The following is a 21367-nucleotide window of genomic DNA, read 5'->3' as shown; positions in this document are numbered from 1 at the left end:
GCGCAGGCAAAAAAGGATGGCGCCCCACACCGTGGGGCGCCATCCTTTTGGCTTAGTCCGCCGCTCCGGACCGCTGTTCCGGAATGCCTGTCCGGGACGGGAGTTACGGCGTCTTGCGTTCCTCTTCGGGTTCGTGTTCCTCGATGAATTCCTCGACGATGTCCGTGCCGTACTTTTCGGCCTGGCTCTTGGCGATGAAGCCGCGGACGACCTCGATGCCGATCGGGATCACCGAGAGCAGGACGATCACGATGAAGATGATGTCCAGGTTTTCGCGGACCCAGGGGAAGGTATCGCCGAGCAGGAAGCCCAGCAGGGTCACGCCGCCGCCCCACAGCACGGCGCCGATGACGTTGAACACAAAGAACTTGCGCTTGCCCATCTGGGCGACGCCGACGATCACCGGCACAAAGGTCCGGATAATCGGCACGAAACGGGCCAGGATCAGCGCCTTGCCGCCATGCTTTTCGAAGAAGGCGTGGGCGCTCTCAACATTTTCGCGTTTGAACAGCTTCGAATTTGGTTTGTTGAAAATGGCCGGGCCTGCCTTGGACCCGATCAGGTAACCGACCTGGTTCCCGATGATCGCCGCGACGATGATCATCACCACAAAAGCCCAGATGTTGAACTTGATGGTCCCGGTAGCCACCAGGAGCCCGGCCGTGAACAGCATCGAGTCGCCCGGCAGGAAGAAACCGATCAGCAGGCCGGTCTCGGCGAAGATGATGCCGCAGACCAGCAGCACAACCCAGGGCGCCAGCGCCGGGTCGGCCAGGAAGATCTGCGGGTTCAGCCAGTCCGGCAGGAAGGAGGCCAGCTGCGGCTGGACCGGGCCCGCACCGCCGATCGTGGACACGGCAAAGTCACTCAAAGCTAAAAGGTTCACTCATCAAGGGTACTTGACGGCCGCCGTCGGGCGTGGCCGGTGCGGGCCTGGCCGGAATCCGGCGGTAAAGTTTGGACCGTGGGTTTGGACTTTACGGCGATCGACTTTGAGACCGCGAACGGCTTCCGGGGTTCACCGTGCGCTGTCGGCCTGACCAAGGTGCGCGGCGGCGTAGTGGTCGAGGAAGCCGCCTGGCTGATGCGGCCGCCGGAAAACCACGACCGCTTCGACCACCACAATGTCCGGATCCACGGAATCCGGCCCGAGCAGGTGGCAGCGCTGCCGCGCTTCGGTGAGCTCTTCCCGGAGATCGGCGCCTTCATTGGCGGCGACGTGCTGGCCGCCCACAACGCCGCCTTCGACCTCGGCGTCATCCGCTCCGGCCTCGAGGTCTCCGGCCTACCGGGACCGGCCTACGACTACGTCTGCACGGTGATGCTGTCGCGCCGCTGCTACTCCCTGGTGTCCAATTCACTGCCGTACGCGGCCGAGGAAGCCGGCGTCCCGCTGGTGAACCACCACGACGCCGCCGAGGACGCCCGTGCCTGCGCCGGGATCCTGATTGACATTGCCGCCCGCAACGGAGCCGGCAGCATCGCGGAGCTGTTTTTGTCGCTGGGGCTGGCCGTTTCCCGGCAGGCGGCCTTCGACCCGCTGCGTGATCCGCTCTCCAAGGCCAGCCGGTCAGCCCTTGACGCACTCGCCGGGGGAGGGGCTGCAACTGCCCCGGTCCGGGCCTACCTGCCCGGCTGGCCCGAGGAGGGCGCCAATCCGCCGCCGAACGCCTTCGCCGAACCCGGGCACCCGCTGTTCGGCCAGACCGTGGTATTCACCGGCGAGCTCGCCATCCCCCGGCCCGAAGCGAAGATCCGCTCGGCCGAGTTCGGCGCCCGGCCCGAGAGCCGGGTTACGGCCCGCACGACTGTCCTGGTGGTCGGCGACGGGTTCGTGGCCGCCGACCTGCGCTCCGGCCGCATCACCGGCAAGGCACGGCGGGTGCTGGAACTGCACGATCGGGGCCAGCGGATCGAGGTCCTCTCCGAAGGCGAGTTCCTGCAGATGGTGGGCGGCCATGTGGCCTCCGCCGCGCTTGCCTGAGCCCCCACGTCCAGTGGGTCCGCGGTCACAGGGCGCAACAAACAGTGCGCCCGGGGCGGGTCTGCTCCTAGCCTTGAACGATGAGCAAACTGACTTCGGCACCAGCCGCGACGCAGGCACCTGCTACTGCATTTGCACCTGCACGGAGCGGCGGCATCGACTGGCGCACGGTCTTCGCATTTCCTAACCCGGTCAACGAGTACGCGGCCCGCATCACGGCCGCCCTTGTGGTGCTGCTGTCCGTCCTGACGCTGCTGACCGGCGTCGGCTGGGGCCTGGCCGTGATCGCCGCCGGGTTCTGGCTGCGCGTCCTGTTCGGCCCGCGGATCTCGCCGCTCGCCCAGCTGTCCGTCAAGGTCCTGACGCCGCGGCTGGGGAAGACCCGGCTGGTCCCGGGTCCGCCGAAGCGCTTTGCGCAAGGGATCGGTGCCGCGATGTCCACCGCAGCCGCCGTGCTGCTGGCCGTGGGGCTCGCGCCGGCCGGCTGGATCCTGCTGGCTGTCCTGATCGTCGCCGCGTCCCTGGAAGCGTTCGCCGGTTTCTGCCTGGGCTGCGCCATCTTCGGCTTCCTGCAGCGCCGCGGCCTGATCCCCGCGGACGTATGCGAGGCCTGCAACAACATTTCGCTCCGCCGCGCCTAGGCGCCGGTCACCGCTGCCAGCCGTGAGGCCATGCCACGGATAACTTCCGGTGCCTCCAGCGCCGCGAGCCACTGCACCGGCAGGCAGTCCTCGCCGTAGAACGTGCCCAGGATGTTGCCGGCAATCGACGCCGTGGAGTCGCTGTCCCCGCTGTGGTTCACCGCGAGCGTGATGGCGGCGCGGAAATGGGCCTCCGGATCCCCGGCAGCCGCCGTCGGATCCGGGGCAGGAACCGGGGCGGTGGCAAGGACCGCGTAGAGCGCGACGGCGAGTGCCTCCTCGGCCACCCAGCCCTCGCCCAGTTCCGCCACCAGTTCCTCGGGAGCCAGCCGTTCTCCCGCTCCGCCCAGCCGCAGGGCCGCCTCCAGCCGTGCGACGAGGTCCTGGTCGGGTTCCTCACCTTTGCGCAGGTGGCCCGCGTCCAGTTCCCCGAGCGCGAATTGTGCCGCTTCACGCAGGCCGTGTCCGGAGGTCAGGGCGTGGATGACGAGGCTGAAGACCCCGGCGCTCTGCCGGGCGGACGGGTGCCCGTGGGTCAGCGAGGCGGCGTCGGCGCTGAGCTTGTACACGGCGGCAGGCTCGATGTAGGGAATCAGGCCGAACGGGGCCGAGCGCATTACCGTTCCACATCCCTTCGAATCCGGATTGACCGGCCGGTAGAACGTACCCATCTCTCCGCTGGCCAGACCGCTCAGACAGGCGTTTCCCGGCGCCCTGCGGTGCTTTAGGACGTCGTGGGAGTCGATCCAGCGGGGCGGCTGGAACGGCGCCGCCTCAGGCACCGGCACACCCTGGGTGCCGAGCCAGCGCAGGTAGGCGAGCCACAGGCACGCGTTGGTGTCAGCGCCCACACCCGAGTTCGCCCATTCCAGCGCCTCCAGCAGCCCGTCGACCGTGTACAGAGTGAGCTGCGTGTCGTCGGAGAAGTGACTGCCGGCGTCGAGCGCGGTAAAGTCCTGCAGACCCTTCGCACCGAACCTCCCGCGGATCGTGGAGATATCGTCGAATTCGACGGCGTAGCCGAGCGAATCGCCCAGGGCACCGCCCAGCAGGCACCCGTGGATCCGGGATGAGTGTGAGGGGGTGGGGGAGGGGTCGGGGGTTGTGACGGGCTCAGTGCTCATGACTTTGAATTTTACCCCGCTCCGCCGGAGGCGCCGGCAGCCGGGACAGGACGGCTGCCACGCTTTGAGCCGGACATTGAGCCGGGTCTTCCGCCATGGCCCAGAGAACATCCAGATTCGGGTGACAGACTGCTCGCTGACCTCCAAACAAAGGAATGCCCGAACATGATGACGCCTGCGTCTGCCCCCGAGCCGGCCGCCCCTGCGGCCACCGCCCGTGACGATGCCCCGCGGCACGGGCTGCCTGCCCGGGTGTCCGCCGAAGCCCTCGGGACCTTCGTCATCGTGGTCGCCGGCCTGGGCGTTCCGCTGTTCACCATTCCGCAGTCGAACCCGCTCTCCGCGGCCCTGGCCGCGGGGCTGGCGGTCACCGCGGTGATGCTGGCGTTCGGCTATGTCTCCGGCGGCTACTTCAATCCCGCCGTGACGGCGGGCCACGCGATTGCGGGACGGATCCGGCTCGCCGACGCTGCAGCCTACGTGGGAGCGCAGCTGCTGGGAGCCCTGCTGGGCGCGGTGACGCTGTTCGGGATTCTGCGCACCGTCCCCAACATCGCCGACCCCAGGGCAGCCTTTGACACGGTGACCGCAGGATTTGGCGAGAATTCCATCATCCAGGTCCCGATGGCCGGGGTGCTGCTCATTGAGGTGCTCGGCGCAGCCGTGCTGGTGGCGGTGTACCTGGGCGCCACCTCCGCCCGGAACCCCTCACGGTCGGCCGCCCCGTTCGCCGTCGGCCTGACCATGGCGGTGCTGCTGCAGTTCGGCCAGGCGGCGGGCAATGCCCCCTTTAATCCGGCGCGGGCCACCGCGTCCGCACTCTTCAGCAGCCCGGACGTCCTCGGGCAGTTGTGGCTCTTCTGGGTCGCCCCGCTAGTGGGCGCGGCCCTCGCGGGACTCGTCTTCCGCGGCTTCGCGCTGACGACGCCGGCCGCCGGGCCGGTGCCCGACACGACGGCGGGGGACGACGAATCGGACGGCTGGGAAGCGGACGAAGCGGACGGCGGCGATCGGGACGGCAACGCCCCTGTCCCGGCCGCCGGCAGCGAGGAAGCGCGCGCCTTCTTCGACGGCGAACGAGGAGAGCGCGCTAAGTAGCCGGCCACCTCCAACGCGGGGTCACCTACGGCCCATCCCACGGGGTGGAACGGGCCGTAGGTGACCCCGCGTTGCTGTTCCCGGAGCGGTGGCGCAAGACTGTCGGTGCCAGCGGATACCGTAAGAGCATGCGGTTATTGCACACTTCGGACTGGCATTTGGGCCGGTCGTTCCACGGCGTCGGGATGCTTGAGGCCCAGCGCGCGTTCATCGAGCAACTCGTCAGTTTCGTGCGGGATGAGGCGGTCGACGTCGTCCTGATTGCCGGGGACGTCTACGACCGCGCCCTGCCGGGGGTCGACGTCGTCCGGCTGCTCGACGACGCCCTGGTGGGCCTGACCGGCGCCGGCGCACAGGTGGTGCTGACCAGCGGCAACCACGACTCGGCGATCCGGCTCGGCTTCGCCTCCCGGCTGCTGGCGCGTGGGGGAGTCCACCTGCGCACCCGCCTCGCCGAGCTGGACCAGCCCGTGCTCTTCCCGCTCGACGGCGGCGCCGACGCGGACAGCGACGCCCCGGTGCTTGCCATTTATGGTATTCCCTGGCTGGAACCGCGCCTTGTGGCTGAACAGCTTGGCGTCGATACGGCCAGCCACTTCGAGGTGACCCGGGCCGCCACCGCACGGATCCGCGCCGATCTCGCGGCCCGGGCCCGAACCCGGACGGTCCATTCCGTGGTCCTGGCCCACACCTTTGCCAGCGGAGGGATCAGCTCCGACAGCGAGCGGGACCTCAGCATCGGCGGTGTCGGCGCTGTACCGCTGGACCTCTTCGACGGCTTCGGCTACACGGCGCTTGGCCACCTGCACGGCCGGCAGGCGCTCTCGCCGTCAGTCCGCTACTCCGGTTCGCCGCTTGCCTACTCCTTCTCCGAAGCGCAGCACAAGAAGGGCAGCTGGCTTCTTGAGGTCGGGCCGGAAGGGATCGGCGACGTGCGTGAGGTGCTGTGGCGGGCTCCCCGCACCCTGGCCGTGCTGCGGGGCAAACTGAACGAACTCCTCTCCGCCGACGAATTCGCGTGGGCGGAAGGCGCCTACTGCCAGATCACCCTGACCGACACGCAGCGCCCGGCCCGGGCCATGGAACGGCTCCGCTCGCGGTTCCCCGACACCCTGGTGCTGGGTTTCGATCCCGAAGGTGCCGGCGCCCCAGCCAAAACCAGCTACAGCAGCAAACTCGCCGAGGCCGCGGACGACCTTTCCGTCTGTTGCGGTTTCCTGGAGCACGTCCGCGGCCGGACTGCCGACGACCGCGAGGCAGCTGCGTTAGCCGAAGCCCTCGAATCCGTGCGTCTTGAAGGAGTCTCGCTGTGAGGATCCACCGTCTTGAGATCTCCGCCTTCGGCCCCTTCGCCGCCACCGAACATATCGATTTCGACCGGCTGAGCGCGCACGGGCTGTTCCTGCTGAACGGTCCCACCGGCGCCGGCAAGACCAGCGTCCTCGACGCCATCTGCTTCGCGCTGTACGGGTCCGTGCCCGGTGCGCGGCAGGACGGAAAGCGGCTGCGCAGCGACCATGCCGGCGCCGCCGTCGAACCCCGGGTTACCTGCGAGTTCTCCGCGCGCGGTCGGCACTTCGAAGTCTCCCGCTCGCCCGCCTGGGACAAACCCAGCGCCCGGGGCAAAAAGGGCTTCACCGTCCAGCAGGCCAATACCGTGCTCCGCGAGCATGTCGACGGCGAATGGACCGAGAAGTCCGGCCGGAACGACGAGGCCGGCGCGGAGATCGCTGAAGTCCTCGGCATGAACCGGGACCAGTTCACCCGCGTCGTGATGCTCCCGCAGGGCGATTTCGCCGCTTTCCTGCGATCCAAAGCCACCGACCGCCTCGAGCTGCTGCAGAGCCTGTTCGGCACCCAGCGTTTTGAGGCCGTTGAGGAGGAACTTGGCCGGAAGGCGCAGGCCGCCCGCGCCGAGGTCGCCAGCCTCAACGGCCAGCTCGAGCTCCTGCTCGCCCGGGCGGAGGCCGAGACGGTCGCGCTGGAGCTGGACCTGGCGGATGCCCCGGACCGGGCCGACCCGGACTCCTTCCTGGCCTGGCTCGGGGTGAACGCAGGCTCGGCCGCGGCCCAGCGCCGCACGGCCGCGCTGGAGGCAGACAGTGTGCGCGCCGGCCGCCTGTCCGCCCGGGACGCCGCGACAGCGCGGGCTGCCCGCCAGACCAGGCTGGCCGCGGCCGAACGCCGGCGTTCCGAGGCCGAGGCTGCCGCTCCCGCAGTCGCGGCCCGAAGCGGACAGCTCGCCCTGCACCGCCAGGCCGAAGTCCTGGGCGGCCAGCTGCAGGCGGTCGACGCCGCCGGGACGGCGGAGAAACTGGCTGCCGCTGCCATGGCCGCTGCCGCTGAGGAACTCCACACCGCAGCCCTCACCGACCCCGAACTTGCCGCACTCCGGAACGCGACGCCGGACAGGATGCCCGGCTCACTTGCCGGTGACTCCCTCCGCGGAGCCGGTGTCTCAGATATTTTCACCGCCGGTTCCGCGGTCGGTCCCACCGTCAGTGCCGCCTTCCACGGAGACACCGTGCAGTCCGCGCTGCGCGGACTGCGCTCACTGCGTGCAGTGCTGGAGGAGCGGCTGCCCGACGAAGCCCGGCTGGCCGGGCTGCGGAGTCGCACCGCCGAGCTTCGACTGGGACTGGCTCAGCTGGAAGCCGAACAAACGTCCGGGGCTGCCGCCATCGCCGGTTTGCGCCGTGAATCAGAAGCCCTGCTCGCCGGCCTGCGTCCGCTCGAAGAACTCGCCGCCGAAGTGCAGCTGCGGACGAAGGAAGCAGCCGCCGCGGCGGAACTCCTCGTCCTGGTCAAGCGCTACGCCACGGCCGAGCAGGACTGCGGAGCCGTAGCGGCACGCCACCGCGGCGCCCGGGGGGAGTACCAGGATCTGCGCCAGAGCTGGCTGGATCTCCGCGAGGAACGGCTGGCCAACGCTGCCGCGGAACTCGCGTCCCAGCTGCAGCCCGATGTCGCCTGCCCGGTCTGCGGCAGTCCCGAGCACCCTTTCCCCGCCCCGGCCGCGGCGTCCGCGTTGATCGTGGCCGAGGCCGAGGAATCCGCGCAGCGCGCCTGCGAGGCGGCGGAAGCCGCCCTCGCGGCGCTTGAACGCGAGCTCTCCGATGCCCAGCAGATCGTCGCCGTGCTGGCGGCCCAGGGTGGCAACACGGCGCCCGAGGAGGCCACGCTCGAGGCTGCCCTGGCCAGGGAACGCGCCGCGGAGGCCCGCGACGCGGCAACTGAGCTTGCCGCCAGCCGGGCGCGTGAGGCGGATCTGGACGAGCAGATCGCCGCCGGCGAGCGGGCCCAGACGGCCGCGACGTCCGGCATCGTACAGACCCAATCAACCCTCACCGTAGTCCTGGAGCAGGCCGATTCCCTCGAACGGGCTCTCGGTGCCCTCCGGGCGGGCCACCCGTTCCTGGCCGACAGGATCCTGGCACTGGACGGCACGACCGCCGTGCTGGAACGCGCCGATGCGACGCGGACCCGGCTGGACCAGGCCGCAGCCCGTTCCGTGGAGGCCCGGCGGCAGCTGGATTTGGCGCTTCCGGGCACCGGCTTCGAGTCGGCGGAGGCGGCCCGGGTTGTGCTTCTTCCGGCCGCGGACGCGGCGGCTCTGGAAGCCGCCGTCCGCGCCGGACAGGACGAAGCGGCAAGGATCGCGGAGCTCTTTGCCGGCGAGGAACTCGTGCTGGCGGCGCGCGAACTGGACACGGAAGGCCCCCTCGCCGCGGAGGTCGTGGACCAGCTCCGCACCGACGCCGCCACGGCCGAACGGTTGGCCCGGGACGCCGAACTCGCGGCCGGCCTGGCGGAAAAGTCGGTGCGGACCCTGGAGGCGATCGCCGCGAACTACGCGGAACTCGCGGAGACCGGACGGGAACCGCGCGACCGCGCGAACCTCTTAACTGCCGTCGCCGACGCCGCGCGCGGGGCAGGGGACAACACCTACCGGATGAGCCTGAACAGCTACGTTCTCGCCGCACGCCTCGAGCAGGTCGCGGCGGCAGCCTCGGAGCGGCTCATTGGCATGAGCGACGGCCGCTACACCCTGCAGCACACTGACGCCAAGGCGGCCCGCGGCGCGAAATCCGGCCTCGGCCTGGAGGTCGTCGACCAGTGGACCGGGCAGCGCCGGGACACCGCAACGCTCTCCGGCGGCGAGTCCTTCATGGCATCCCTCGCGCTCGCCCTTGGGCTCGCGGACGTGGTGCAGCAGGAATCCGGCGGCGTGGACATCGAGACCCTGTTCGTGGACGAGGGGTTCGGCAGCCTCGACGAACAGGCCCTGGAACAGGTCATGGACGCCCTCGAAGGGCTACGCGACGGCGGCCGGGTGGTCGGGCTGGTAAGCCATGTCGGCGAAATGAAACAGCGCATCAGCACCCAGCTCCAGGTGGTCAAGGGACGCAACGGTTCCACCCTGCACATCTCCGACGACGCCGAGGGCTGACACGCGTACGCCCCGGCCGCGCCACGACGGCCGGGGCGCAGCCAGGGCCCGCGCGGGCCCTGCCGGGTGCGCCTGGGCGTCGCCGGTAGCGGCTATAATGGGGGCGTTACCGGGTCGCGCGCATCGGGAGGAGGGACGATGCGCACCATAGAACGAACCCGGAATCATGCCCCTCTCACCGCTTTCCCAGGCGCCCGGTTCCGCGGCGCCCCATTTTCCTGAACCCGATGCCGCCAGTGCCAGGTCAACCGCTGCCCCGGGACCCGCCGCCGCCCCGCCGACGACACGTACCGGCGGGCGGCTTGCCCGGCTGCCGCTGCTCGCCGGCCGAAGCTTCCTCCCGATTGGGCTCTTCGCCCGACTCCCGCTCGCCATGCTCACCGTGGGAACCCTCACCCTGGTCACGTCCGTCACCGGCTCCTACGCAACCGGCGGCGTCGCTGCCGGCGCCGTGGGGATCGGCTCGGCCCTCGGCGCCCCGGTCCTTGGCGCGCTGGCGGACCGGCTGGGCCAGCGCCCCGTGCTGCTGTTCGCCGCAGTCTTCAACGCAGCCGCCGTCATCGCCCTGATCCTCGCCGCCTCCCTGATTCCCGGCAGCGTGGACCTGGCGGCAGCCATCCCGGTCCTCGCCGCCGCCTTCGTTGCCGGCGCAAGCTGCCCGCAGGTGGGACCCCTGGCCAGGGTCCGCTGGATGGCACTCACCTCCCGTAACGGGCGCGACGCCAACACCGCGGACCTTGACACCGCGCTGTCCTACGAGGGCACTGCGGACGAACTAACTTTTGTCCTGGGACCGGCGCTGGTGGGAATCCTCGCCAGCCTGATCACACCCTGGCTGCCGCTCGCCCTCGCTGCCGCCCTGACCATCACCCTCGTCCCGGCATTCGCCGTGCATCCCACGCATCAGGCGGTGCCCCGGACTCCGGCGCGGACAGCGGCCGCGAAGGAACACACCCGACAGCTCCGGGCCACGCGCACATCCGGGCAGCGCGCCGGCGCCGTTGCCGCCGTCGCCCTTCCCGTTCTGGCCATGGTCTGCATGGGCACGTTCTTCGGTTCCACCCAGACCTCGCTGAGTTCCTTTTCCGCCAGCTTCGCCAGCTCTGAAGCAGCCGGCCTGCTCTACGCGGTGATGGGCCTGAGCTCCGCAGCGGCGGCCCTCTCGGTGGCGTACTGGCCCCGCGGGTTCACCGCAAACGCCCGCTGGCTGGCCTGCGCAGCGTTGATGGCGGGGCTCGCGCTGTTGCTGCTGCTGCCCGCAACCGCGCTGCCCATGATCCTCGTGCTCCTTGTCCTGGGGCTGCCGGTGGGACCGCTGATGGTCACGGTCTTTGCGGTCGGAGGACGCGTTGCCCCGGCCGGCAAGCTCGGCACCGTCATGACCGCGCTGGCCAGCGGCATCGTCGCCGGCACCGCGATCGGCTCGGCCGTGGCGGGGCAGCTGGCACAGAACCATGGCTACTCGGCAGCGTTCCTGGTGCCGGTGTGGGCCGCAGCGGCGCTCTTCCTGCTGGGAGCGGCAGCCGCCGTCGTGCTTCGGCGACGGAACAGGACGGCGGCCGGCTGATTCCCTGAAAACCGGCAGTTGCCCTATCACTTGTGGTTGCTCTCCGTGCCTCAGAAGGACGCAGAGTGATGGCGCACCGCGGGTAGCGCTCCGGCGGGGAGCCGGGCTGGGAGGCCAACCGGGGAATGACTCAGCTGCGCGTCAGCCCAGCTGGCTCTCGATCCGCCCGGCGCTCACGGACAGCGCCGCGGCGACGTCCTCGGGGTCCTGGTCGGCCCGGATGTACACGACGGCGAGGGCCGCCGGCCGCCCGCCCGGGACCCGGATGGGGACGGCAAGGGAGGAGACTCCGGCGATGACCTCGTCATGGCTGGCGGCATAGCCCCGGCGGCGAGCCGCGGCCGCTTCGGCCCGGTAGGGGATGCCCGGCGCGGCGGCGGCCCATTCCTCTTCCGACATGGCCGACTGGATCGCGATTCCCGGAGCCCCGGCGCTGATCGGATGCCGGGAGCCGGGGTGCTGGACCACGGTGGCCCCGGTGTGCCGCGGGTCCACGGTAACGAGCGTGACGCATTCGGCGTGGTCCCAGACGGCAACAAAGGCGCTCATCGTCAGGGTGTTGGCGAGCTGGGTGAGCTCCGGCAGGGCCGCCGTCTGCAGGTTGCGCGACACTCCCCGGGCCAGGACGGCCAGGCCCGGGCCGGGCTGGACCCGGCCGCCGTCGTCGCGCACCAACAGGGAGTGATCCTCCAGGGTGCGAAGAATGCGGTAGGCGACCGAGCGGTGGACCCCCATCGCGTCGGCGAGTTCGGCGATGGTGAGCGGGCGCTGGGCATCGGCGAGGATTTCCAGAGCGCGGATACCACGCGACAACGTCTGGGAGGGGGAAGCCTGGGCGCTGCCGGCAATCGGGGTCATTGGTCCATCCTAGGCGCGGGCGGTCGTCTGTTGCAGGGTGGCACCGGATGGCCCTTGTGCTCTGCATTACGGTGCGCTAGCGTTCTAAATGGGAATTATGTGTTCGATTATAGAACATTCTGTTGACCAGGCAATAGCCTGCACGCCAGCCCCGGCAGCATTTGGCCAGCACCGACCGCAAGGGATCAACGATGATTGCCAAGCCCCACAGCGAACCCGTTCCGGTAGTGCCGGGCCGCACGTCCGGGCCCGGGGCCCAGCACTTCCGCGGCAGCCTGGGCCGGTTCGCCACCGGCGTCGCGATCGTAACCTTCGACGGCGTCACGAAGCGGCACGGCATCACCGTCAATTCCTTCACCTCCGTGTCGATGGACCCGCCCCTCGTGCTCGTCAGCATCGCCCGCACGGCCAGGGCGCACGACGAGCTCGCCGGGCGGCCCTTCACCGTCAATATCCTTGGCGCGGAGCAGCGGCAGCTCGCGCAGCACTTTGCCGGCCGCCCCGGGCCCGAACCGCTCTGGGTCGAGGGCGAAACGGCACCGCGGCTTTCCCATGTGCTCGCGTACTTTGAATGCAAGCCCTGGGCGGCGTACGACGGCGGCGACCACACGCTCTACCTCGGCGAGGTAGTGGACTTCAACTACCGCTACGGAGACGCGCTGGCGTTCGCCAACGGCACCTTCACTACCATCCCGGAAAGCCAGCTGGGCATGGAGGACCTGCTCTGACCCGCCGCGTGGCCCCGGCCCATCCGCACACCATCTACGCCCTATTCGACTCAGCTCAACGACTGGAGAAACAGTAATGGGTATCCGCACCGGACAGCAGTACCTCGACAGGCTCAACGGGATGACACCGCACGTGGTGATCGACGGGGAGGTTGTCAGCGAGAAGATCGCCGAGCACCCCGCGTTCTGCAACGTGGCCCGCTCCTACGCCAAGCTCTTCGACATGCAGCACGACCCCCGCTACCAGGAAGCGCTGACGTACACCTCGCCCAGCACCGGCGACCTCGTCAACGCCTCCTTCCTGGTGCCGAAGACGGTCGAGGACCTGCAGCGCCGCCGGCGTGCCATCTCCACCTGGGCCGAGGACTCCAACGGCTTCCTGGGCCGCTCCGGCGACTACATGAACTCCTCCCTCACCGCGCTCAGCACGGCCGGGAAGTGGTTCTCCCAGGCTGACCCCAAGTTCGGCGAGAACATCCGCAACTACTACGAGTGGGCCCGGGAAAACGACGTCCTCGCCACGCACACCCTGATTCCGCCGCAGGTGAACCGATCCGTGTCCGGCTCCGAACAGCTCGGCGGCCAGCTCTCGGCCCGGATTGTCGAGGAGCGAGAGGACGGCATCGTCATCCACGGCGCCCGGATGCTGGCCACCATCGCCCCGATCGCGGACGAGCTCCTGGTCTTCCCCTCCACCGTGCTCCGCGGCACGCCGGAGGATGCCCCGTACTCCTACGCCTTCGCCATCCCCAACGACGCGCCCGGCCTGCGCTACCTCTGCCGCACCTCGCTGTACAACGGCGGCAGCACCCACGACGAGCCGCTCGCGTCGCGCTATGAGGAGATGGACGCCGTCGCGGTCTTCGACCATGTCTTCGTCCCCAGCGAGCGCATCTTTATGCTGGGCAACCCGCAGCTGTGCAACGGCTTTTACTCCGAAACCGGCGCCGGCGCCCTGATGACGCACCAGGTGGTCACCCGTACGATCGCCAAGAGTGAGTTCTTCCTGGGCCTGGCCTCCGAACTCGCCGATTCGATCGGCATCGACGGTTTCCAGCACATCCAGGAGGACATCGCCGAACTGATTGTCGACGTCGAGATCGGCAAGGCGCTGGTCCGGGCCTCCGAGGCGGATGCCCAGCTCAACGACGCCGGCGTGATGCTGCCGAAGTGGTCCACGCTGAACGCCGCCCGCAACTGGTACCCGAAGGTCGCCCAGCGGTTCCCGCAGATCATCCGGAAATTCTCCGCCTCCGGGCTGATGGCACTACCGGGCGAGGCCGACGTCAACAGCGACGCCCGGGCCGACATCGAGATGTACCTGCAGGGCAAGTCGCTGACCGGCCCCGAGCGCGTCCGGCTGTTCAAGCTGGCGTTCGATGCCTCAGTCTCCGGATTCTCCGGCCGGCAGTCGCTCTACGAGTACTTCTTCTTCGGCGATCCGGTCAGGATGGCGGGGGCCATGGTCAACAGTTACGACCGCGAGCCCGTCCGGGCCCGGGTCAGGGAGTTCCTGAACCGTACCGACTGACCCCCGGGGCGGGTCCCGGCTCCGCCCACGCTGTCATTTTTCGGGGCAGCGAAGCAATTTTTCCCGGGAGGTGTGTCCTGTCACACATTTCATAGTAAGATTCTGAATACTAACTGACCGTTCGATCAGTAAATGCTAGAGGCATTCAGTTATTCACATCGCACCCACCCCGGGCAGTACCACTGCCCCCAGCAACGGAGTTCCAATGACCGCAACTTCAAGTGTCGATTCTGAGGCGGGCCCCAGCAGCAAGCATGAGGAACGCAAGGTCCTCGCGGGCACCCTGGTCGGGACCACCATCGAGTGGTACGACTTTTTCATCTTCGCCCAGCTGACAGCCACGCTGCTGTCACCGCTGTTCCTGGCGCCGCTGAACGCCTCCAACCCGGGCCTCGCGCAGATCCTGTCCTTTGCCCTGATCGGCATCAGCTTCCTGTTCCGCCCGCTCGGAGCCATCGTCGCCGGCCACCTGGGTGACCGTCTGGGCCGGAAGGCCATGCTGGTCTTCACGCTGATCATGATGGGCGCCGCCACGGCGCTGATCGGCATGCTGCCGACCTACGCCCAGATCGGTTTCTGGGCTCCCGTCCTGCTGATCCTGCTCCGTGTCATCCAGGGCTTCTCGGCCGGCGGTGAATGGGGCGGTGCCGCCCTGATGGCCGTCGAGCACGCTCCGAAGAGCAAGCGCGGCCTGTTCGGCGCGTACCCGCAGATCGGTGTTCCGGTCGGCATGATTCTCGCCACCGGCCTGCTGTACTTCCTCAATACGTCCATGTCCAAGGAAGACTTCGCCTCCTGGGGCTGGCGTGTGCCGTTCCTGCTCTCGATCGTGCTGATCGTGGTCGGCTACCTGATCCGCCGGGCGGTCGCCGAGAGCCCGGTCTTCAAGGAGATGCAGGACCGCAAGGAGGAGAGCAAGGCGCCGCTGGGCGAGCTCATCCGGAAGCACAAGAAGGCCGTCCTGTACTCCACGATGATCTTCATCGGCAACAACGCCGCCGGCTACCTCCTGATCGCGTTCTTCATCTCCTACGCCACCAAGTCCCTGAAGATGCCCGTCGCGCAGATCCTGCTGGCCACCACGCTGGCATCCTTCGGCTGGCTGATCTTCACCCTGGTCGGCGGCTGGCTGTCGGACAAGATCGGCCGGGTCAAGACGTTCCTTACCGGCTACGCCATCGTCTTTGCCTGGATGATCCCGATGTTCGCGCTGATCGACACCAAGGACATCGTTCTTTACGGTGTCGCGCTGTTCGTCCTGACCATCGGCCTGGGCCTGTCCTACGGCCCGATGTCCGCAATGTACGCCGAGATGTTCCCGGCTAACGTGCGCTACTCGGGGATCTCTATCGGCTACGCCTTCGGCGCCATCCTGGGCGGTGCGTTTGCGGCCACCATCGCCGAGGCCCTGCTGCAGGGCACCGGATGGACCGGTTCCATCGGTATCTACATCATGATCCTCTGCGTGATCTCGGCTGTGGGTGTCCTCCTTGCCGGGGAAACCAGGGGCCGCCCGCTCGGCGTCAGCCACGGCGCAACGGATGATGCGGCGCGGCACTAGTCTCCAGGGGCCAGTAGCCAGCCAGTCTCGAGGGGCACGGGCCGCAAGGTCCGTGCCCCTCGAGCGTTAAGCAACGCGGAGGTCGCTCCTCACTCAACGCGCAGTCACCACTCACACACACAACGCGGGGTCACTTGCGGCCCATCCCAGACGTCCGGATGGGCCGCAAGTGACCCCGCGTTTCTCTGTGGCCGGGCGGGGGCGGTGACTAGACGGACAGGAAGCTGACCGCACCCTGCTTGAAGGCGCGGCTGGTGATGGCGTTGGTGTGGCTGCGGCCCGGCAGGATCAGCTGCTCGACCATCGCACCGGCCCTGGCTCCGAGGGCAGCAAGTTCCGGCATCGATGCGGCGCGCTCGTCCTTCTCCCCGGCCACCAGCAGCATCGGCACGCGCGGCACGGCCTCGGCAGGATCGAACGGCTCGCTCTTGATCGCCTCCACGAGCGACAGCAGCGAGAAAATGTTGTTGCTCGGCAGCAGCAGGGCCATCTTCAGCAGCCCGGCGGTCGACGCGTCGGCGATCGGGGTGCCGTCGGCCAGGTAGCGCTGCGCGGCGACCAGGTCGAAGTCGGCCAGCGGATCGGAGACGTTCGGGCCGCCGAGGACCAGCCGGTGCACCAGCTCATGCTGGGTGGCGCCGAACTCCCACGCCAGCCGCGAGCCGAGCGAGTAGCCGATCAGGTCCAGCCCGCTGGACGGGTCCCCGTCACGCAGCGGGCGGACGCCGGCGTCGAACGCGATCTGCAGCAGGTCCGCGCGGATCCTGCTGGGCGAGTAGGAGTCCAGGTCCTCGGGGGCGCCGCTGCGGCCGTGGCCGGGAAGGTCCACCGTGATGACACGGCGGCCGGACTCCAGCAGCGCCGTCAGCCAGCCGGTGTCCTCCCAGTTGAGCTTGGAGGAGGAGGAGAAGCCGTGCAGCAGCAGGACGGGGCGCAGCCCCGCGTCGGAGACGGGTTCGTGTACTCCCACGTACAGCTGGGGGTCGGTGCCCTCGACGGTGTGGGAATGCTGGTCGCCGGTGTGTCTGCCGCTCATGGTGTCAGTCCTCGTCAAGTACGGCGCTCAGGCGGACCCGGCGCTTCGGTGCCTCTTCCTTCGGGACCGTGCCCACGATGCCGGCGGTGTTGTCCGGCACCTCAAACACAATCAGGGGCTCGCCGACATTGATCTTGTCACCGGGCCCGCCGTGGATACGCACTACCTTACCTGCCTGCGGGCTGGGCAATTCAACCGCTGATTTCGTGGTTTCCACCTCGACGAGCGGCTGGTTGCGCTCGACCTGGTCGCCCGGCGCCACGAGCCATTCCAGCACGGTTGCCTCGATCAGGCCCTCACCGAGGTCCGGCAGCGGGAAAGATATTTCAGCCACGTTTGTACTCCAATACTCGCTGGATCCCGAACAGGATCCGGTCAATGTTCGGGATGTATTCGTCTTCCAGGTCCCCGGAAGGGTACGGCACGTCGAAGCCGGTCACGCGCTCCACCGGGGCCCTGAGCGTGTCAAAGCACGCCTGCGTGATCAGTTGGGCCACCTCGGCGCCCAGGCCGGACGTCAGTGGCGCTTCATGGACGACGACGGCGCGGCGCGTCTTGCGCACGGACGTCGCCAGCGCTGCGGCGTCGATCGGCTTGAGCCAGCGCAGGTCCAGGACCTCGACGTCGATTCCGTCCTCGGCGGCGAGTTCGGCCACCTGGAGGCAGCGGGCCACCATGGCGCCCCACGCGACGAGGGTGAGGTGGCGGCCCTGGCGCATGACCTTGGCGCCGGTGGGGGCGCCGCCGGCCGCATCGTGTGCCTCGAGGTCCACCTCGCCCTTCTGCCAGTAGCGGGACTTCGGCTCCATGAAGATCACCGGGTCCGGGCGTGTGGCGGCGTACTTGAGCAGGTGGTAGGCCTCGTGCGGGTTCGACGGCGAGACCACCTTGAGCCCGGGCACGTGCGCGAAGAGTGCCTCGAGGCTTTCGCCGTGGTGTTCGGGGGCGCGGATGCCGCCGAAGCTGGGAACCCGCAGTGTGATGGGCATCGGCAGGGTGCCGCGGCTGCGGTAGTTCATCCGGGCAATCTGGCAGACGATCTGGTTGATCGCCGGATAGGCGAAGCCGTCGAACTGGACCTCGGGGATGGGGTGGAATCCGGCCATCGCCAGACCCACCGACATGCCGAGAATGCCGGATTCCGCCAGCGGCGTGTCGAACACGCGCCGCTCGCCGTGTTTGGCCTGCAGACCGTCGGTGATACGGAAGACGCCGCCGAGCCGGCCGCAGTCCTCGCCGAAGACCAGGGTCTTCGGGTTCTCCGTGAGCACCTCATCGAGGGCCCGGTTGAGGGCCTGCTGCATGGACATCACGGTGCCGGAGGCGGGCGTGTCCACCGTCGCGCTTTCCAGGGTCGAGTTAGACATGTTCGGACTCCTCACGCCAGCTGGCGGCCTGGGACTGAAGGGCGGGGGTGGTTTCCTGGAAGACCAGGTCAAACATTTCGGCGCCGGGGCGGGATCCGAGCGCCTGGATTCCGGTGCGGATCTGTTCCTCCTCGGCCTGGGCGGCGGCGAGGGCTGCGGCGAAGAAGGCCTCGTCGGCGACGCCGTCGGCGAGCAGCCGCTGCCGGAAGCGCTCGAGCGGGTCCAGACCGGCGCCGTCGCGCTCCTCGTCGAGCGAGCGGTAGCGTCCCGGATCGTCGGAGGTCGAGTGCGGGCCGCGGCGGTAGGTCATGGCCTCGATGAGCACGGGGCCGTTGCCGGACCGGGCGTGCGCGAAGGCGCGCCGGGTCGCCTCGACGACGGCGACGACGTTATTGCCGTCGATCTGCAGGGCCGGCATGCCGTAGCCGGCGGCGCGGGCGGCGACCGAGCCGCCAGCCACCTGGCGTTCGGTCGGAACCGAGATCGCCCAGCCGTTGTTCTGCACGAAGAACACCACGGGGGCCTTCATGACGGCCGCGAAATTCAGGGCCTCGTGGACGTCGCCCTGCGAGGAGGCGCCGTCACCGAAGTAGGTGAGCGCAACCCCGAGCCTGCCGTCGGCGTTTGCATCGTTTGTCCCTGCCGGGCCTGCGGCCAGCGTCTGCCCGTGGGCCCAGCCGACGGCGTGCAGCACGGAGCCGGCCACCACGGCCTGGATCGGGGCGAGCCGGGATTCCAGCGGGTCGTAGAGGCCACCGTGCCAGCTGGCCTTGTGTGTGGACATGTAGGCCACCATGTCCACGCCCATCGTGCGGGCGACGCCCATCTCGCGGTAGGTCGGGAAGACGAAGTCCCGGGTGGTGTCCACGGCGTAGCCGCTGCCCACCTGGGCCGCTTCCTGGCCGAGCTCGGGCGCGTAGCCGGGAATGATGCCCTGGCGCTGCCATGCGACGGCCGCGGTGTCCAGGTGGCGGACCGCCACCATCAGCGAATAGAGCTCGCGGAGCTGGGCGGGGGTGAGCGGTTCGGCGGGGGCGCCGGCAGCCAACGGAAGTGTGTCCATGGCTGTGACCCTAGTCACCCGCCCGGCGCTGGGCAATCAGCCCGCGGATCACTGCCCAGACTGTACAAGAGTGCCAACCAAGGCGCCTCCGTCCCTGGCAGTTTGTATACTCCACGCGCGGGCCGCCGGATCGCAGCTGACTCGCAGCAGGGGCCGTTCCGGGACTCCGGAACGGCCCCTGCTGCGATTCAGTTTTTGGGCGGCTGTGGGCGGCTTCGTCGGGCGGTTGCTTGCGGGCTACTTGCGGGTCAGCCGGGCGCCGAGCCAGCAGGCCGCGGCAATGCCCGCGACCAGGGCGATGGTGCTGACCAGCTGCTTGCTGCTCTCCGGGCTGCTGAAGCCGACTGCGAAAATCAGGGCCAGGAGCACCAGCCCGAAGATCGTCAGTCCCGGGAAGCCCTTCATCCGCAGCGGCAGAACGGTGCCCTCACGGTCGGCGCGGCGGCGGAGGATCAGTTGGGAGACGAGCGCCGAGCCCCAGACCATCAGGCAGGTCGAGCCGACCAGCTGGAACAGCGCCGGCAGGATCCGCTCCGGAAAGAGCAGCTCCAGCACCGTCGCCAGGAATCCGAAGGTCACGGAGACGCCGACGGCGAGCACCGGCACCCGTGCCTTGTTGAGCCTGGAGAGGAAGCGGGGTGCCTCGCCGCGTTCGGACAGCGAGAAGACCATCCGGGACGCCCCGTACAGGTTCGCGTTCAGGGCCGAGAGGAGGGCGACGACGGCCACCAGGGTGATGGCGGCTCCGGCGCCGGGGATGCGGGCCACGTCCAGGACGCCGGCAAAGGGCGACGCGAGGGCGTCGGAGGTGTACGGAAGGACCGCGGCGATCACAAACACCGAGCCGATGTAGAAGACGAGGATGCGCCACACGACGGTGCGGATAGCCTGGGCCACGCTGTGCTGGGGGTTTTCCGTCTCGGCCGCCGCCACACTGACAATCTCGGTGCCGCCGAACGCGAAGATCACGACGAAGAGTGCCGTCGCGATGCCGCCCAGGCCCGCCGGGGCGAAGTCGGCGGTGAAGTTGCTCAGGCCGGGGGACTCGACGTCGGGCAGCCAGCCCAGCAGCAGGGCGGTACCGATACCCAGGAACAGCAGGATGGCGGCCACTTTGAGGATGGCGAACCAGAACTCGAACTCGCCGAAGTTCTTCACCCCGGCGAGGTTTATCGCCGTAAAAACGACCATAAAGATCAGCGACAGGGCCCAGACGGGTATCACCGGCCAGACGGTGAAGAGCAGACCGGCGGCGCCCAGGGCCTCGGCGGCGATCACCACCACCAGTTGCAGCCACCACAGCCACCCAACGGTGGCTCCGGCGGTCCGGCCCATGGCCTTTTCGGCGTAGACGGAGAACGCACCGCTGTTCGGGTTGGCGGCAGCCATTTCGCCCAGGGCCCACATCACGAGGATGATCAGGGTTCCGGCGACCAGGTAGGAGACCAGGACGGCGGGTCCGGCGGCCTGGACACCCGCCCCCGAGCCCAGGAACAGGCCGGCACCGATGGCGCTGCCGAGTCCCATCATGGTGAGTTGGCGTGGCTTCATGCTGTGGCCGAGTTTCAGCCCGGGGCGCTCCGCGGTGGACTTCATTGTCATGCTGGCGAACCTTCTTGTGGTTTGGATCCTGGGTCCTTATGGGACCTATTGAATTTACCGCTAATGGAGCGCGGTCCGGGTTCGCGGGCATGAGAGCATGGTGACAGTTTGCTGGCCGGAAGCGGTATCTCCCTAACGCTTTGTGAGCCTAAGGTGGCTCTAGGAGGAACTCTTGATGGACGTTGATGCTCTGGACGCGAAGATTGTCCGATTCTTCACCGATTCACCCCGGGCCTCCGTGCTGGAGGCCTCCCGCGTGCTGAAGGTGGCCCGCGCCACCGTGCAGTCGCGGCTGGACCGGATGCAGTACAGCGGGGTTATCGGCTCCTGGGTGCCGCAGCCGGATCCGGCCCGGTTCGGTTTTCCCGTGGTCGCGTTCTGCTCCCTGACGATCAACCAGGACCTGGGGCACGACGCCGTCGTCGAGGCCCTCGCGGCGATCCCGGAACTGATCGAAATCCACACCGTCTCCGGCAGTTCGGACCTGATGGCCCGCATTGCGGCACGCTCCAACCCGGACCTGCAGCGCGTACTGGATGCCATGATCGCCACCCGCACGGTGCTTCGTTCCTCCTCGGTGATTGTGCTGAACACCCACTTCCAGGGCCGCACGCTCCCGCTGCTGGAAGCCGCCGCCGCGGGACGTTGAGCCGGCTCGCCCGGGCTGCCCGGGCGGTCCGTCCCCGGCCAGCCCGCTGTGAGCTGCAACATTTTGTTCCCGGCCCCGAACGTCGTAGAATCAGTTCTAGTCAATATG

18 protein-coding genes are annotated in these 21367 nt (G+C 68.7%); 10 read left to right on the top strand and 8 right to left on the bottom strand.

All coding sequences use genetic code 11. From position 1 onward, the window contains the following. Window positions 1-103: 103 nt before the first annotated feature. A complete protein-coding gene (locus AC50X9_RS13710; RefSeq protein WP_494894367.1) occupies window positions 104-871 on the bottom strand; it encodes a VTT domain-containing protein in 768 nt (255 codons plus the stop codon). Between the two features lie 93 nt (window positions 872-964). On the opposite strand from AC50X9_RS13710, the gene AC50X9_RS13705 reads away from it, so the two are divergent. Next, window positions 965-1984 (top strand): 3'-5' exonuclease, encoded by a 1020-nt coding sequence (locus AC50X9_RS13705; RefSeq protein WP_494894308.1) that lies wholly within the window; start codon window positions 965-967, stop codon window positions 1982-1984. 80 nt (window positions 1985-2064) lie between these two features. Then, complete coding sequence (locus AC50X9_RS13700) at window positions 2065-2625, top strand: DUF4395 domain-containing protein (RefSeq protein ID WP_494894307.1); 561 nt, start codon at window positions 2065-2067, stop codon at window positions 2623-2625. Here AC50X9_RS13700 and AC50X9_RS13695 read toward each other — a convergent pair. Next, window positions 2622-3749 carry an ADP-ribosylglycohydrolase family protein gene (locus AC50X9_RS13695; protein ID WP_494894306.1) on the bottom strand — a complete coding sequence of 376 codons (1128 nt, stop codon included), beginning with the start codon at window positions 3747-3749 and terminating at the stop codon, window positions 2622-2624. The genes AC50X9_RS13700 and AC50X9_RS13695 overlap by 4 nt on opposite strands. 165 nt (window positions 3750-3914) lie before the next feature. Between AC50X9_RS13695 and AC50X9_RS13690 the strand changes: the two genes are divergently transcribed. The 4 genes from AC50X9_RS13690 (at window position 3915) to AC50X9_RS13675 (ending at window position 10864) form a co-directional block, all read left to right on the top strand. After that, window positions 3915-4847: an MIP/aquaporin family protein gene (locus AC50X9_RS13690; RefSeq protein ID WP_494894305.1), complete on the top strand. Its 933-nt coding sequence runs from the start codon at window positions 3915-3917 to the stop codon at window positions 4845-4847. 128 nt (window positions 4848-4975) lie between these two features. Continuing rightward, complete coding sequence (locus AC50X9_RS13685) at window positions 4976-6160, top strand: exonuclease SbcCD subunit D (protein ID WP_494894304.1); 1185 nt, start codon at window positions 4976-4978, stop codon at window positions 6158-6160. Beyond that, window positions 6157-9297, top strand: a complete 3141-nt coding sequence (locus tag AC50X9_RS13680; protein WP_494894303.1) for an AAA family ATPase — start codon at window positions 6157-6159, stop codon at window positions 9295-9297. Before AC50X9_RS13685 ends, AC50X9_RS13680 begins: the two co-directional genes overlap by 4 nt. 166 nt (window positions 9298-9463) lie before the next feature. After that, window positions 9464-10864, top strand: coding sequence for an MFS transporter (locus AC50X9_RS13675; protein WP_494894302.1), 1401 nt, complete (start codon window positions 9464-9466; stop codon window positions 10862-10864). Between the two features lie 141 nt (window positions 10865-11005). Here the strand turns inward: AC50X9_RS13675 and AC50X9_RS13670 are convergent, their stop codons facing one another. Then, entirely contained in the window at window positions 11006-11722 is a 717-nt protein-coding gene (locus tag AC50X9_RS13670) for an IclR family transcriptional regulator (RefSeq protein WP_494894301.1), read from the bottom strand. 191 nt (window positions 11723-11913) lie between these two features. Here AC50X9_RS13670 and AC50X9_RS13665 point away from each other — a divergent pair, with 191 nt between their 5' ends. The 3 genes from AC50X9_RS13665 to AC50X9_RS13655 all read left to right on the top strand — a co-directional run bounded on the left by AC50X9_RS13665 (window position 11914) and on the right by AC50X9_RS13655 (window position 15542). Further along, window positions 11914-12450, top strand: a complete 537-nt coding sequence (locus AC50X9_RS13665; protein WP_494894300.1) for a flavin reductase family protein — start codon at window positions 11914-11916, stop codon at window positions 12448-12450. A gap of 76 nt (window positions 12451-12526) precedes the next feature. Further along, entirely contained in the window at window positions 12527-13981 is a 1455-nt protein-coding gene (hpaB, locus tag AC50X9_RS13660; RefSeq protein WP_494894299.1) for a 4-hydroxyphenylacetate 3-monooxygenase, oxygenase component, read from the top strand. Window positions 13982-14186: 205 nt separating this feature from the next. Further along, window positions 14187-15542 carry an MFS transporter gene (locus AC50X9_RS13655; protein WP_494894298.1) on the top strand — a complete coding sequence of 452 codons (1356 nt, stop codon included), beginning with the start codon at window positions 14187-14189 and terminating at the stop codon, window positions 15540-15542. Between the two features lie 208 nt (window positions 15543-15750). Here AC50X9_RS13655 and AC50X9_RS13650 read toward each other — a convergent pair whose 3' ends face one another. The 5 genes from AC50X9_RS13650 to AC50X9_RS13630 all read right to left on the bottom strand — a co-directional run bounded on the left by AC50X9_RS13650 (window position 15751) and on the right by AC50X9_RS13630 (window position 20610). Further along, complete coding sequence (locus tag AC50X9_RS13650) at window positions 15751-16578, bottom strand: alpha/beta fold hydrolase (protein ID WP_494894297.1); 828 nt, start codon at window positions 16576-16578, stop codon at window positions 15751-15753. 4 nt (window positions 16579-16582) lie between these two features. Next, window positions 16583-16912, bottom strand: a complete 330-nt coding sequence (locus AC50X9_RS13645) for a biotin/lipoyl-containing protein (RefSeq protein ID WP_056426240.1) — start codon at window positions 16910-16912, stop codon at window positions 16583-16585. Then, on the bottom strand, window positions 16905-17945 hold the full coding sequence (locus tag AC50X9_RS13640; protein ID WP_494894296.1) for an alpha-ketoacid dehydrogenase subunit beta: 1041 nt from the start codon (window positions 17943-17945) through the stop codon (window positions 16905-16907). The genes AC50X9_RS13645 and AC50X9_RS13640 overlap by 8 nt, the downstream gene beginning before the upstream one ends. Then, window positions 17938-19008, bottom strand: coding sequence for a thiamine pyrophosphate-dependent enzyme (locus AC50X9_RS13635; RefSeq protein ID WP_494894295.1), 1071 nt, complete (start codon window positions 19006-19008; stop codon window positions 17938-17940). The genes AC50X9_RS13640 and AC50X9_RS13635 overlap by 8 nt, the downstream gene beginning before the upstream one ends. A 237-nt stretch (window positions 19009-19245) precedes the next feature. Next, window positions 19246-20610, bottom strand: a complete 1365-nt coding sequence (locus AC50X9_RS13630) for an amino acid permease (protein WP_494894294.1) — start codon at window positions 20608-20610, stop codon at window positions 19246-19248. A 175-nt stretch (window positions 20611-20785) separates the two neighbouring features. On the opposite strand from AC50X9_RS13630, the gene AC50X9_RS13625 reads away from it, so the two are divergent. Beyond that, window positions 20786-21259, top strand: a complete 474-nt coding sequence (locus tag AC50X9_RS13625; RefSeq protein ID WP_494894293.1) for an Lrp/AsnC family transcriptional regulator — start codon at window positions 20786-20788, stop codon at window positions 21257-21259. The last annotated feature ends 108 nt before the right edge of the window (window positions 21260-21367 follow it).

The organism is Pseudarthrobacter sp. HLT1-3 (genome assembly GCF_059383535.1).
The sequence above is the reverse complement of the archived record's forward strand: the minus strand, read 5'-3'. Positions and strand labels throughout refer to the sequence as shown.